The organism is Roseivivax sp. GX 12232 (genome assembly GCF_021272185.1).
In the GTDB taxonomy this organism is placed as follows: Bacteria; Pseudomonadota; Alphaproteobacteria; order Rhodobacterales; family Rhodobacteraceae; genus Roseivivax.
In genome coordinates, this window is the sequence record NZ_JAJSEC010000004.1 from 74,451 (window position 1) to 87,771 (window position 13,321).

Annotated in this window: 10 protein-coding genes; 4 read left to right on the top strand and 6 right to left on the bottom strand. The window is 69.6% G+C overall.

Going from position 1 to position 13,321, the window contains the following annotated elements:
* Window positions 1–351: 351 nt before the first annotated feature.
* From LR948_RS08770 to LR948_RS08785, 4 genes are read right to left on the bottom strand one after another with little or no spacing between them, the layout of a single operon-like run.
* Window positions 352–2,394: a hypothetical protein gene (locus LR948_RS08770; RefSeq protein WP_232753628.1), complete on the bottom strand. Its 2,043-nt coding sequence runs from the start codon at window positions 2,392–2,394 to the stop codon at window positions 352–354.
* A complete protein-coding gene (locus LR948_RS08775) occupies window positions 2,391–5,171 on the bottom strand; it encodes a DUF4159 domain-containing protein (RefSeq protein WP_232753629.1) in 2,781 nt (926 codons plus the stop codon). The genes LR948_RS08770 and LR948_RS08775 overlap by 4 nt, the downstream gene beginning before the upstream one ends.
* Window positions 5,168–6,043 (bottom strand): DUF58 domain-containing protein, encoded by an 876-nt coding sequence (locus LR948_RS08780; protein ID WP_232753630.1) that lies wholly within the window; start codon window positions 6,041–6,043, stop codon window positions 5,168–5,170. Before LR948_RS08780 ends, LR948_RS08775 begins: the two co-directional genes overlap by 4 nt.
* Window positions 6,040–7,047: a MoxR family ATPase gene (locus LR948_RS08785; RefSeq protein ID WP_232753631.1), complete on the bottom strand. Its 1,008-nt coding sequence runs from the start codon at window positions 7,045–7,047 to the stop codon at window positions 6,040–6,042. Before LR948_RS08785 ends, LR948_RS08780 begins: the two co-directional genes overlap by 4 nt.
* Window positions 7,048–7,101: 54 nt before the next feature.
* Between LR948_RS08785 and LR948_RS08790 the strand changes: the two genes are divergently transcribed.
* Window positions 7,102–7,707, top strand: a complete 606-nt coding sequence (locus LR948_RS08790) for a DUF1285 domain-containing protein (RefSeq protein ID WP_370634922.1) — start codon at window positions 7,102–7,104, stop codon at window positions 7,705–7,707.
* A gap of 45 nt (window positions 7,708–7,752) precedes the next feature.
* On the top strand, window positions 7,753–8,538 hold the full coding sequence (locus LR948_RS08795; RefSeq protein WP_232753633.1) for a hydroxypyruvate isomerase family protein: 786 nt from the start codon (window positions 7,753–7,755) through the stop codon (window positions 8,536–8,538).
* A 412-nt stretch (window positions 8,539–8,950) separates the two neighbouring features.
* Here the strand turns inward: LR948_RS08795 and LR948_RS08800 are convergent, their stop codons facing one another.
* Window positions 8,951–9,769 (bottom strand): sulfotransferase family protein, encoded by an 819-nt coding sequence (locus LR948_RS08800; protein ID WP_232753634.1) that lies wholly within the window; start codon window positions 9,767–9,769, stop codon window positions 8,951–8,953.
* A 143-nt stretch (window positions 9,770–9,912) separates the two neighbouring features.
* On the opposite strand from LR948_RS08800, the gene LR948_RS08805 reads away from it, so the two are divergent.
* Complete coding sequence (locus tag LR948_RS08805) at window positions 9,913–11,490, top strand: DUF5928 domain-containing protein (protein ID WP_232753635.1); 1,578 nt, start codon at window positions 9,913–9,915, stop codon at window positions 11,488–11,490.
* 8 nt (window positions 11,491–11,498) lie between these two features.
* A complete protein-coding gene (locus LR948_RS08810; protein WP_232753636.1) occupies window positions 11,499–11,867 on the top strand; it encodes an HIT domain-containing protein in 369 nt (122 codons plus the stop codon).
* A gap of 246 nt (window positions 11,868–12,113) precedes the next feature.
* On the opposite strand, the gene LR948_RS08815 is transcribed toward LR948_RS08810, so the two are convergent.
* Window positions 12,114–12,986, bottom strand: coding sequence for an aminoglycoside phosphotransferase family protein (locus LR948_RS08815; RefSeq protein WP_232753637.1), 873 nt, complete (start codon window positions 12,984–12,986; stop codon window positions 12,114–12,116).
* Window positions 12,987–13,321: the final 335 nt, after the last annotated feature.

The window sequence follows — 13,321 nt, forward strand, 5'->3', positions numbered from 1 at the left end:
TGGGCCGGCGCTCCTTCGAATGGCGCGCATAGCATGCCCCTAGTCCTGACCTTGCTGCGATAAAGCGCAAAGCTCCGAGGTCAGCAGCGCCGGCCCCCGGTCCGGCGCGCGCCCTCCGCACCAGGTTTTTCTCGTGGTTTTCAGCCGGAACCTCAAAGGTTGGCGCTTCGCTTTCGCTGTTGGGATAGGCGCTTCCGCGCTGAGGGCTAGGACCGATACCTCGCATCCAACGCGCGGAGGGCATTGCGCCCAGCCGAAGACCCGGACGCGATCTCTCGATTCATAGGCTGGGTTTGCACAGGTAGCGCGTCCGTCGGCATCCAGCCGCAGCACCAATCCGCCGAAGCCCTCTTACCGCCGCCCTTCCCGCAGCCAGGCGCCCACGATCAGCGCGGCGGCGAGCAGCATCGTCAGCCAGGCGGGCAGGAGCGGCACGCTGCGCAGGTCCAGCGTCTCGAAGGCATCGCGCGGGGTGATGCCGATCCAGCCGCGACCCGCGGCGGGGCGGCCCTCGGCGACCTCGCGGATGCGCGGCAGCCCCTCGGCGAGGCGCAGCACCCCGCCTTCGCGGCTGTCGATCAGCCCTTCCATAGCGGCGCCCGAGGCGATGGTCCGCTCGAACTCGCGCGGCGCGGCGGGGCCAAGACCGACCACGGCCTCCTCCTCGCCCTCGGTGAGGCGGTAGAGCCCGATCTCCGGCCCGTCGTAGAGCGCCTCGAACCGGCCTGGCGCCACCTCTTCCAGCGGCACCTCCTCGGTCTCGCCGTCGGGGCGGGTCACGGTCACCGGGCCGACGCTGTCGCCCAGCGTGCGGCGGGTGATCCGCATGGTCTGGCCGGTCGCCTCTGCAAAGAGCGTCTCTTCCTCGAGCTCGGGCTCCTTCATCATCCAATGCGCGAGCCGGCGCAGCAGTTCGAGCTGCGGCCCGCCGCCCTCGTAGCCGCGCGACCAGAGCCAGGCCTGGTCCGAGGCCATGAGCGCGATCCGCCCCTCGCCCACCCGGTCGAGCACCAGGAGCGGGCGCTCGCCCACCCCGGCCATCAGCGTCTCGCCCGAGGACAGCGCCTCGACCTCGATCTGGCGCAGCCAGCGGCCCCAGGTCTCCTCGCCCGAGAGGCCCGCGGTTACCGGGTGGCGGTCGCCCAGGTCGGTGATCGTCGGGCGGAAGCGCTCCTCGATGACGCGGGCGGTGGGCGTGGCGGGCACGATCTCGCCCAGGGGCGAGCGGAAGATGCTGTCGGCCGAGGCGAAATCCGGCCCCGCCGAGATCAGCACCGCGCCGCCCTCCTCGACGTAGTTGCGCACGTTGTCGAGGTAGATCGCCGGCAGGATGCCGCGCCGCTTGTAGCGGTCGAAGATGATCAGGTCGAAATCCTCGATCTTGTCGAGAAACAGCTCCCGCGTCGGAAAGGCGATCAGCGAAAGCTCGTTGACCGGCACGCCGTCCTGCTTCTCGGGCGGGCGCAGGATGGTGAAATGCACCAGGTCGACCGAACTGTCGGACTTCAGAAGGTTGCGCCAGGTGCGCCCGCCGGCATGGGGCTCGCCCGAGACCAGCAGCACCCGCAGCCGGTCGCGCACGCCGTTGATCTGCACCAGCGCGGCGTTGTTGCGGTCGGTCAGCTCGCCCGCGCCCTCGGGGGTGGAGAAGCGGATCACGTTCAGCCCGCCGTGGGGCAGGGTGATCGGCAGGTCGATGTCCTCGCCCACGGGCACGGTGAAGCGCTGCGGATCGCCGCCGTCGACCGAGATGTCGAGCGGCACCGTCGCGGCCTCGGGCGCGGCGCCCTCGTCCTCGAGCCGCAGGGTCAGGGTGACGGGCTCGTCGAGGATGGCGAAGGCCGGGGCGTTCTTGACCACCAGCCGCCGGTCCCAGTCGTCCTCCTGGCCGGTCAGCAGAAGATGCATCGGCGCGGGCAGCTCGGGCGCCCGGTCGATGTCGTGCAGCCGCCCGTCCGAGGCGGCGATGATGCCCGCGATGCGGCCGCGCGGCTCTTCGGCCAGCGCGGTGTTGAGCGCGGTCATCAGAAGCGTGCCCTGGTCCTCGGCGCCGTCGCCGATCTCGACCCGGCGGACCTCGGTGTTGGGCCGGGCCGCGAGCTGCGTCTCGAGCGTGTCGAGCGCCGTCTCGGTCGTCTCGGCGCGGTCGGCCAGCTGCTGGGAGGCGGAACGGTCCTCGAGCAGGATCACGATGTCCGAAAGCGGCGCGCGGTCCTCGTCCTGGAGCGAGGGCTGGGTCAGCGCCGCCACCAGCACCAAAAGCGCCAGCGCCCGGAGCCCCCAGCCCGCGAGCCCGCGCCAGAGCGCCAGCGCGGCCCCGGCCAAGGCCAGGGCCCCCAGCACCGCGATCGCGGCCCAGGGCAGAAGCGGGTCGAAGAGGATGCCGTCGATCATTGGCCAAGCCTGTCGAGAAGGGCGGGCACATGCACCTGGTCGGATTTGTAGTTGCCGGTCAGCACATGCATCACGAGGTTCACCCCGAAGCGATAGGCGATCTCGCGCTGGCGTTCACCGGCGAAGCCGCGGCCGATTGGGCGCAGCGGCTGGCCGCTCTCGTCCACCGCCCAGGCCGAGGCCCAGTCGTTGCCGCCGATCACCACCGGGGTGACATTGTCGTTGAGGTTGCGGAAGGGCATGCCTTCGATCTGTTCTGCGTCGGGCGGGGCGGCCTCGACCCAGACGTCGCGGCTGACGTAGCGCCCGGGGAAGTCCTGCAGCAGGTAGAAGGTGCGGGTCAGCACGTGGTCCTCGGGCACCGGCTCCAGCGGCGGCACGTCGAGCGGCCCGGCCAGCTCCTGCAGCTTGCGGCCGTTGGGCGAGGAGGCGCCGAAGCTCGCGATGTCGGCGTCGCGGGTGTCGAAGAGGATCAGCCCGCCCGAGCGCAGGTATTCGTTGAGCTTCGCGTAGGCCGCGGGCGAGGGCAGGGCCTGGCCCTCGGTCACCGGCCAGTAGAGCATCGGGAAGAAGGCCAGCTCGTCGTCCTCGAGGTCGACGCCGACCGGCGGGCCGGGCTCGACCGAGGTGCGGAAGAACAGCGTCTCCGACAGCCCCTCGAGGCCCGCGCGGGCCACCCGGTCGACCGCAGCGTCGCCGGTCAGCACATGGGCCAGGGTGACCTCGGCGGTGACGTCGCTGGCGAAGGCGGGGCGGTCGGCACCCGGGGGCTCGGAGGATTGCGCCCGCGCCTCGGCGCCGGGCAGCATCAGCGCCGCGAGGATCAGCGCCGCGGCCCGCGCCGGCAGGAGCCGCCCCGAAAGCGCCAGCGCCGCCAGCACGTCGGCGACCAGAAGCACCAGCGCCAGCGCCAGGAGCGGGCCGGCCAGCGGCGTCTCCTCGGGCCGGTCGAGCCCTTCGACGGGCACGCTCTCGGGCCAGGCGGCGGGGGTCAGCGCGGCCTCGCGCGGGGTGACGTTGCGCGCCAGGCTGCGCTCCTCGCCCTGGTAGCGCCCGGGGCGCAGCTCGGGGCCAAGCGCGTCGCCGACCAGCGCCGGGCCCGCGACGCCGGGCAGGTTCTCGGCCACGCCGAGCCCGCCGAAGGCATCGAGCACCCGCACCGGCTGCCAGGTCGTGCCCTCCAGGTCGCCCGCCTCGGGCTGGGCGGGCATCGAGGAGACCGCCAGCCGCTCCAGCATCTCGACGAAGAGCCCCGAGAGCGGCAGCGTCGACCATTCGGCATTGGCGGTGACATGGAACAGCACCACCTGCCCCTGGCCCTCGCGCTTGCGGGTGACGAGCGGCGTGCCGTCGGTGAGCTGGGCGATCACCCGGCTGGCCAGCGTCGGGTCGGGCTGGGCCATGACCTGGGCGTTGACGGTGACCTCCTCGGGGACCTCCAGCCCGAAAAAGGGGCTTTCGGCGTCGAAGGGGGCCAGCGTCTTGGGCTCGCCCCAGCTCATCGCGCCGCCGACGGTGCGGCCGCCCGCGCGCAGGCGCACCGGCATGAGCGCATCCTCCGCGGCGCGGCTGACCTCGCTGGCGGCGAGCCGCGGGCCGGCGAAGCGCAGGAGCATCCCGCCCTTGTCGACCCAGGCGGTCAGCGCCTCCTTCTCGGCGGGGGAGAGGGTCGCCACATCGGCCAGGACGATCACGTCGGGATTGGCGGGCAGCACCTCGAGCAGCCCGCCGTCGAGCAGGTCGGCGGTCGGCGCCAGCGCCCGTTCGAGGTAGTGCAGCGGCGAGAGCAGCTCGAGCCCCTCGCGGTTCTCGGTCCCGGCGATCAGCGCGACCTCGCGGCGGCGCAGGCTGTCGTCGGGCAGGGTCACGGCCCCGGCCGAAGAGGTGGCCTCGACCTCGAAGCGGTCGATCCGCGCCCGCAGCTCGGCGGGCAGCGCCAGGGCGCCCTCGGCGCGGGTCGCGCCCTCCTCGAAGCGCAGCGGCAGCCGGGCGAGGGCGGCGGGATTGCCCGCCGGGTCGCGGCCCTGGGCCACCACGCCGACCTCGGCCGCGCCCGAGGCGCGCAGCCGGTGCAGGGTCAGCGCCACGGCGCCATCCTCGAAGCGGGCGGGCTCCAGCGCGTAGACCGGCGCGGGGCTTTCGAAGACCGTGACGGCGCCGCGGTCCTCCAGCGCCTCAAGCATCGGCGCGCGGGCCTCGCGGTCAATCCCGTCCGAGAACCAGTAGCTTTCGAACGCGCCCTCGGGCAGGGCATCCAGCGCGGCCTCGGTGCGGGCGGCATCGGGCTCCCAGGGTTCGGGGGTGAGCCCCGAGATGCGGTTGCGCAGGGTCTGGCTCGACTGGAAGGCCGCCGCCTCGGGGCGTGCGAGGTTCAGGATCGCGGCGGGGCGATCCTCGCGCCCGGCCTCGGCCAGGAGCCCGTCGAGCGCAGTCATCTTCGCCCGCCAGGTCTGGGCCGAGGCCCAGCTGCCGTCGAGCACCACCAGAAGCGGCGCGGAGCCGCGCGTCGGGCCCTCGTTCTCGGGGTTGAGGACCGGTCCGGCCAGCCCGGTGATCACCGCCGCGACCGCCAGCATCCGCAACAGCAGCAGCCACCAGGGCGTGCGGTCGCTGACCTGTTCGTCGTCCTTCAGACCCAAGAGCAGCACCACCCCCGGGAAGCGCCGGCGGATCGGCGCGGGCGGCACCGCGCGCAGGATCAGCCAGAGCACCGGCAGCGCGGCGAGGCCCAGGAGAAGCCAGGGCGTGGTGAACCCGATCAGCCCGAAGAGCGTCATCCATGCCCCCCGTCGAGCGCCCGCCAGAGCCAGAGCAGCGCGCTTTGCGCCGTCTCGGAGGTGTGGTGGCAGCTGTATTGCCAGCCGGTGACCCGCGCGAGGTAGTCCAGCCGGTCCTTCCGTTCGGCCAGCCGCTCGAGGTAGCGCGCCTTGAGGTCGGTGGCCTTCAGCGTCTCATGCGCCATGCTGCCGCCGACGGATTGGAAGATCGTGCGGCCGCGGTAGGGAAAGGCCTCCTCGGCGGGGTCGAGCACCTGCAGGAGCACCCCGCGCACGCCGCGGTCTGCGGCCTTGGCCAGCGCCGCCTCAATGCCGTCGAAATCGCCCAGGAAGTCCGAGACGAAGATCGCCCGGGCATGGGGGATCATGCCGCGCGCCTCGGGGGTGGCGTAATCCTCGGCCTCGGCGTCCGAGAAGAACTCCGCCAGCCGCAGAAGCTGCGCCGCGCCGCGCCGGGGCGGCAGGGTGAAGCCGGTGAGGCCCACCCTCTCGCCCGCGCGGCTGAGCAGGATCGCGACGGCCAGCCCCAGGAGCCGTGCGCGGTCGGCCTTCTCGGGCAGCCTGGGCTCGGAGGCGAAGCGCATCGAGGCGGCGCGGTCGACCCAGAGCATCACGCTTTGCGCGATCTGCCACTCGCGGTCCTTCACGAACTGGCTGTCGCTGCGCGCCGAGCGGCGCCAGTCGATGGCGCGGTAATTGTCGCCCGGCATCAGCGGGCGGTATTGCCAGAAGTCGTCGCCCAGGCCCGCGCGGCGGCGGCCGTGTTCGCCCAGAAGCACGGTGCCCGCGAGCTGTTCGGCGCGCGCCAGGAGCGGCGGCAGCCGGGCCGCCTCACCCTCGGCGCGGGCGCGGAGGGCAAGTTCCGGCGTCAAGCCGCGGCCTCGGACCTGAGCAGCCCGTTGGCGATCTCTTCGATGAGCGCGCCCAGATCCTCGCCCCGGGCCCGGGCCGAGAAGGTCAGCGCCATGCGGTGCACCAGGACCGGCCGGGCCAGCGCCACGACATCCTCCATGGAGGGCGCGAGCCGCCCCTGCAGAAGCGCCCGGGCGCGCACGGTCAGCATCAGCGCCTGGGCGGCGCGCGGGCCGGGCCCCCAGGCCACCACCTCGCGCACCCTCTCGGGCGCCGAGGGGTCCGAGGGCCGGAAGGCGCGCACCAGGTCGAGGATGGTCTCGACCACCGTGTCGCCCACGGGCATCCGCCGCAGAAGCTGCTGGGCAGCGATCAGCGTGGGGCCGTCGAAGACCTGGTAGGCCTCGGCCTCCTCGGCGCCGGTGGTGGCCAGGAGGATGTCCTTTTCGGTGCCGCGCTCGGGATAGGCCACGTCGACCTGCACCAGGAAGCGGTCGAGCTGCGCCTCGGGCAGCGGGTAGGTGCCCTCTTGCTCGATCGGGTTCTGGGTGGCCAGGACGTGGAAGGGCGCCTCGAGCGCGCGGGTCTCGCCCGCCACGGTCACCGCCTTTTCCTGCATCGCCTGCAGCAGCGCCGACTGGGTGCGCGGGCTGGCGCGGTTGATCTCGTCGGCCATCAGGAGCTGGCAGAAGATCGGGCCGGGAATGAACTTGAAGGCGCGGCTGCCGTCGGCGCCGGTCTCCAGCACCTCGGAGCCGAGGATATCCGCCGGCATCAGGTCCGGGGTGAACTGCACGCGGTTGCCCGCAAGCCCCATGACCGTCGAGAGCGTCTCCACCAGACGCGTCTTGCCAAGCCCCGGCAGGCCGATCAGCAGCGCGTGCCCGCCGCAGAGAAGTGCTGCCAAGGTCAGGTCGACGACCCGCTCCTGGCCGATGAAGCGCCGGGTGATCGCGGTCTTGGCCTCGGCCAGTTTCGCCTCGAGCGATTCGATCTCGCCCACAAGGTCTTCGGCGTCGGCCATGGCATTGCTCCTCGTTCCGGCTATCATGAAAAGAGAGTATCTTTCGGCACGGAAATGGCAAAAGCAATGTCCTCACAAAATCGCGTGACACCCTCCGCGGAGGGGATCGCCGCCTCGGCCAAGGCCGCGGGCAAACACCGTGGTCTGCCGCCGGTCGAGAAGTGGGATCCGCCCTTCTGCGGCGACCTCGACATGAAGATCGCCCGGGACGGCACCTGGTTCTACCTCGGCACCCCGATCGGGCGGCGCGGGCTGGTGAAGCTCTTCTCCTCGATCCTGAAGAAGGAGGGCGAGGATTACTTCCTCGTCACCCCGGTCGAGAAGGTCGGCATCCAGGTCGAGGACGCGCCCTTCGTGGCCGTCGACTTCGAGGTGCACAGCCCCGGCCCCGACCAGGTGCTGACCTTCCTCACCCATGTCGACGACCGCGCGAGCGCGGGCCCCGCGCATCCGATCCGGGTCGAGCGCGACCCCGAGACCGGCGAGCCCGCCCCCTATGTCCTGATCCGCCGCAACCTCGAGGCGCTGATCGACCGCAAGTCCTTCTACCGGCTGGTGGACCTGGGTCACACCGGCCCGCATGACGGGCAGGAATGGTTCGGCGTGCGCTCGGGCGGCGAGTTCTTCCCGATCATCCCGGCCTCGGAACTGCCCGAATGACGCGCGATCCGCGACAGATCACGTAATCGTGCTAGGCTGAGGGAGATGAAGATCGCAGCCAACATCTCCCTCCTGCATTTCGGCGTGCCGCTGGCCGCCCGCGCCGACAGTGCCCGCAAGGCCGGTTTCGACGGGCTGGAATGTCTTTTCCCCTATGCGCTCTCGCCCGGAGAGATGGGCGACGTGCGGGGCGCAATGCCCCTGGTGCTGATCAACACGCCGGTCGACGACTGGGAGGACGGCGCCCGCGGCCGCGCCGCGGTGCCCGGGGAACTGGCGCAATTCGCCTCGGACATGCAGCGCGCGATCGACTACGCCGAGGCGCTGGGCGTGGGCCGCATCCACGTCATGGCGGGCAAGTCCACCGGCACCCGGGCGCGCGAGCGCTTCGAGGCCAACCTGCGCGCCGCCTGCCTCGCGGTGCCCGAGATCACCATCCTGATCGAGCCGCTAAACGCGGGTGACATGCCGGGCTATTTCCTCAACGATTTCGACCAGGCCGGAGAGATCATCGACCGCATCGGCCTGCCGAATCTGGCGCTGCAGTTCGACACCTGGCACGCCAAGCGCATCCACGGGGATGCCCGCGCGGTCTGGGCCCGGCACGCGGGCCGGGTGGGTCACGTGCAGATCGCGGGGCTCGGCGCGCGCGGCGCGCCCGATCCCGACGACCCGGTGGAGGCGGCGCTCTACGAGGCCATCGCGGCCTCGGGCTACGACGGCTGGGTCAGCGCGGAATACCTCGACAGCGGGGCGGGCTACGGCTGGCTCCCCGCGCTCCGCCGCCGCATGGGCGACAACGCCGGGGACCGCGCGCCGGTCCGGGCGTGAGGTTGGGTGTGGGTGACGGGTGAGGAGTTGGCGGAGCGGGGCGCCGCGCTGGGGTCGTATGTCTGACTGTGCAGGGGAAGGTGCGCAGCGCTGGGGTCAATCTTGCTGACTGTTGAGTGGAGGGCGCGCGGCGGACCGGGGGGCGGCGCTGCTGACCGGCGAGCGAGGCGCTTTATCCATGCAAGGTCAGGGCTAGGGGTGATTTAGGCACGCCATCCCAAGGAGCGCCGGCCCATCGGGCCGGTCCGGCGCGCGCCCGGCACCTTCGGTGCTGTTCGTGCGCAAGTGGGCGTGTGGGGGCCGTGGGTGCGATTGGGTTGGAGGTAGGGTGATTTTGCGAGTCGGGAGGCTTTGAGCCAACCGCCGTGAGGCACCGAGCTTCACCCACCGGCCCGACCAACCGCGCCCAACCTCAATCCCCCAACTTCGCGTGCACCTCGTCGAGGTCGATCTCGCCCACCGGCTGCTTGTTCGCCGGGTTCTCGAAATCGTATTTGAACAGCTCGAAGTCGCGCTTGTAGATCTCGTAGACCAGATGCATCGAGAGGTCGTCGAAGTAGTCCTCGACCGGATGCGCGCGCTTCGGACCGTGGCCCTCGCTCTCGTTGAAGCGCGGCACCTCGCCCAGCACCACCGGATGCGGCGTCTCGATCGCGTCGAGCACCTCCTGCATCCCGGGATTGAAACGCTCGGTCCAGAAGATCTTGTTGTAGCGCCCGCCGTTCACGATGAAGGTCGAGATATGCCCCGACATGGCCGACCAGTGGATGTCGGGCTCCATCGGCCGGCGCCAGCGGATGGTGTCGCGGGCGAAGAGCAGAAACCGCCGGAACGAGCGCACCTGGTCAAACTCCTCGGTGCCGTCCTCGCCACCGACCTCGATGCCGTATTTCTGGATCAGAAGCGGCACCAGGTTGCCGCGGTAGCGCTTGCCGTTGCGCTGGATGCCGCAGATCTTGTCGAAGAAGGACGAGAGGATGCGGCTGTAGGGATTGCGCACGCAGGTGAAGGCATAGGCCGAGCGGGTCTTCACGTTGGCGCGGATCTTCGGCTGGCTGTCCTCGAGCGCCCATTTGTGCATGCCGCCGCGGGCGTCGTGAATGTCGCCGTCGTAGAAGCTGCCGTGATCCGAGTAATAGAGGATCTGACCGATCGTCGAACAGGCGCATTTCGGCACGACGCGATAGACGACGCTCTCGCTCTCGGTCATCCAGGTCCCGGGAAACCCCATCTTGTCTTTCTGCCCCTCACCCCCCGCGCTTGCGTCCCGCGCGGTCTTCGCGCCAAACAAGCAAACAAATCGGGTTCATTCAATCTTCGTTTAGGGTATCACCGGAATATCGGGGCAAAAACATGGGCGTGTCGTACCTGTAAATGGCCAAGGTCGCCTTCATCCTGCTATGCCACAAGGACCCCGCGGCGATCATCCGCCAGGCGCGATCGCTGACGGCGGTGGGCGATTACATCGCGATCCATTTCGACCGCAGCGCCGACCCCGAGGATTACCGCCGCATCCGCGAGGAACTCTCCGAAAACCCCAATGTGGTCTTCGCCAAGAAGCGCCAGCGCTGCGGCTGGGGCGAATGGAGCCTGGTCGCCGCCACCCTCGAGGCGCTAACCGCCGCGGTCGAGGCCTTCCCCCGCGCCACGCATTTCTACATGCTCTCGGGCGATTGCATGGCGATCAAATCCGCCGAATACGCGCATGACTTCCTCGACCGGCGCGACGTCGATTACATCGAGAGCTTCGATTATTTCGAGTCCGACTGGATCAAGACCGGCTGGCGCGAGGAGCGGCTGATCTACCGCCACTGGTTCAACGAACGGACCCAGAAGCGGCTTTTCTACGCGATGTTCGAGCTGCAGAAGCGGCTCGGGCTGACCCGCAAGATCCCCGCGGACATCGACGTGATGATCGGCAGCCAATGGTGGTGCCTGCGCCGCCGCACCGTCGACTGGCTGCTCGACTTCATTCGCAGGCGGCCCGACGTGGTCTCGTTTTTCCGCACCACCTGGATCCCCGACGAGACCTTCTTCCAGACGCTGGTGCGCCACCTCGTGCCCGAACGCGAGATCGAGAGCAGGACGCTCACCTTCCTGATGTTCACCGATTACGGCATGCCGGTGACCTTCCACAACGATCACTACGACGTGCTCCTGAGCCAGGATTTCCTCTTCGCGCGCAAGGTCAGCCCCGAGGCGCATGACCTCAAGCGCCGGCTGGGGGTGCTCTATTCCTCCGAAGGGGTGCGCTTCGAGATCTCCAACGAGGGCCGGCAGCTCTTCGATTTCCTGACCGCCAAGGGCCGCATCGGCCGCCGCTTCGCCCCCCGCTTCTGGGAGACGGAAAGCACGCTCGGCCGCGAGCGCGAGCTGCTGATCGTGGTCTGCAAGAAATGGCATGTCGCCAAGCGGCTGCTCGAACGCATCCGCCAGATGACCAACATCCCCTGCATCGAATATCTCTTCAACGAGGAGAACACCGCCCTGCCGGACCTCGGCGGCATCCAGTCGACCATGGTCAAGCGTCACCGCCACCGCCGGGCGCTGATGCGGATGCTCTACGACTACTACGAGACCGAGCGCATGCTGGTCTGCCTCGACCCGGTGAGCATCGACCTGCTCGAGGATTTCTGCCGCGACCGGGCGGTGACCCGCATCCTCGAGGTGGACTGCCACTTCTCCGACGACTACCTCACCGGCCATGCGATGCGCGTCGGCCTCGCCGGCGATCGCACCCCGCCCGAGACGCTGGCCCGGCTCCTGCCGACCGTGCGCAACGACATCCTGCACGAGAGCGACCGCATCCGTGACGCGGAGTTCCCGAACTACCTGCGCATCCGCGAGGGCGAGACGCCGGAGGCCAATGCCGAGGCGCTGGCCGCCTTCCTCTCGCTCGGGCGCGACACGGCGATCGACATCGCCCGCACCGATTTTCTTTTCGCTGACTGAGGACCCTGATGGCATTCGACTACGACGACCAGAACATCTTCGCCAAGATCCTGCGCGGGGAGATCCCCAATGACACCGTGCTCGAGACCAAGCACAGCCTCGCCTTCCGCGACATCCAGCCCCAGGCGCCGACCCATGTGCTGGTGATCCCCAAGGGGCATTACGTCTCCTATGATCACTTCGCCCAGGAGGCCTCGGACGAGGAGATCGTCGATTACACCCGCGCCATCGGCGCCGTCTGCCGGATGGCGGGTCTCGAGGCCGACGGCTTCCGGATGATCGCCAACGCCGGCCGCGACGGGGTGCAGGAGGTGCCGCATCTGCACGTCCACATCCTCGCCGGGCGGCCGCTGGGGCGGATGCTGGCCCGGGCGTGAGAGGTTTTTGTTTAGCGGAGCGGGCGGCGGGGCCGCCCGCGCTTGGTGTCTCGTCCGGGGCCTTTCGGCCCCGGCCTCGGGTGTGCCTCCGGCGGGAGGTATTTTTGGCCCGGTCAAGCCTGGGTGGTGGCGCGCCGGGGGTGAGGGGGTGGCGCGGATGGTTGGCCTTTGATTTTTTGGGAGTGAGAAGGGGTGTGCAAGCCGGGGTGCTCTGTGCTTGTGCCTCGTCCGGGGCTCTGTGTTTGGTCAGTCCCTCGGCACTCTCTCGTAGGCCTCCAGGAGGCTCGACAGGCGCGTTTCGGTCTTCTGGTGCTGTTCGCTGTCCTCGGGCCGCGCGAGGATGTCCATCGCGAGCTTGTTGGCGGCGAAGGTGACGCCCCAGGAGAGGATGCGGCTAGGGTCCAGGCCGGTGCGGGCGTGAATGCGCTCCGCCATGCGGATCTGGCGGTTCGGGTCGTTCGCGATGCGCGGCATGTGGCTGGGATTGGAGAGCGCCAAAGCGTATTCGGCCTCGGGCTCGCCGAAGAGCGGCAGGGGGTCGATGGTGCACCAGTGGCGCGGCGCGCCGATAATATTGGTGTGGTGCAGGTCGCCGTGCAGCATGCCCCTGTCGCCGCGCGCGTCGCGGTCGAGCGCCGCCGTCGCGATGCCGAGCGCGGTCCTGAAGGGGGCATTCGAGAGCACCGCGCTCGCGGCGGGGTCGGCCATGAACATGGCGCTGAAGCGCTTGTCGAGGCGGCGCTCTGGGGTGAAGGCCTGGCGGCGGGCGCGGATCGCCTCGGCGACGTCGATGATGATCTCGGTGGCCTCCGCATCCCCTCCGCGCTCGACGATATGGGTCAGGAGCGCGCCGTCGAGATGTTCGAGCAGCAGGGCCTTCTCGGAGGCGCGCAGGAGCCGGACGCAGCGGTGGCCTTCCATGACCGCCAGAAGCTCCGGGGCCTCGGCCTCGTAGCCCGGCGTGCCCGCGTGGTAGACCTTGAGGATCGCCGGGGAGCCGTCCGCCTGCGCGACCTCGTAGATCTGGGCCCGCGACCGCGAGGGGCCTTCGGCTTTCAACGTCAGGTCCCATTCCGCGAGAATCTGCGCAATGTCGGACTCTTCGAGATCCCTTGCCATGGGGTAAGGCTATCCGAGACCGCGTGAAATGCCAGAGAATTCGCTTTTAGGTGGTGGTGGGTGGGCTGCGCAATTCCGCCGGGAATTGATATGAGGTCATTCGCCCATTGCGAGTTTTCTGGAAATGGGGGTCGGAGTCGCACTTGGTATCGACAGAGAAAGCCGGGTTGCGCAGCTCACGCGGAATAGTCCTTAAAGGCGATCAGCGCAGTCGGAAAGCACGCGTTAGGCGCTGTGGGCGATAATGCGTGACATGTTTCCGCCGCAATTCGGGCGGGATCAAAATCGCGTATTTAGCGCAGCTCTCAGAAAACCACCCCGCATATAGACAATTC

Coding starts and splice junctions, on each gene's coding strand:
- LR948_RS08770 (WP_232753628.1), bottom strand. CDS start 2,394: ATGATCGACGGCATCCTCTTCGACCCGCTTCTGCCCTGGGCCGCGATC.
- LR948_RS08775 (WP_232753629.1), bottom strand. CDS start 5,171: ATGACGCTCTTCGGGCTGATCGGGTTCACCACGCCCTGGCTTCTCCTG.
- LR948_RS08785 (WP_232753631.1), bottom strand. CDS start 7,047: ATGGCCGACGCCGAAGACCTTGTGGGCGAGATCGAATCGCTCGAGGCG.
- LR948_RS08790 (WP_370634922.1), top strand. CDS start 7,102: ATGGCAAAAGCAATGTCCTCACAAAATCGCGTGACACCCTCCGCGGAG.
- LR948_RS08795 (WP_232753633.1), top strand. CDS start 7,753: ATGAAGATCGCAGCCAACATCTCCCTCCTGCATTTCGGCGTGCCGCTG.
- LR948_RS08800 (WP_232753634.1), bottom strand. CDS start 9,769: ATGGGGTTTCCCGGGACCTGGATGACCGAGAGCGAGAGCGTCGTCTAT.
- LR948_RS08805 (WP_232753635.1), top strand. CDS start 9,913: ATGGCCAAGGTCGCCTTCATCCTGCTATGCCACAAGGACCCCGCGGCG.
- LR948_RS08810 (WP_232753636.1), top strand. CDS start 11,499: ATGGCATTCGACTACGACGACCAGAACATCTTCGCCAAGATCCTGCGC.
- LR948_RS08815 (WP_232753637.1), bottom strand. CDS start 12,986: ATGGCAAGGGATCTCGAAGAGTCCGACATTGCGCAGATTCTCGCGGAA.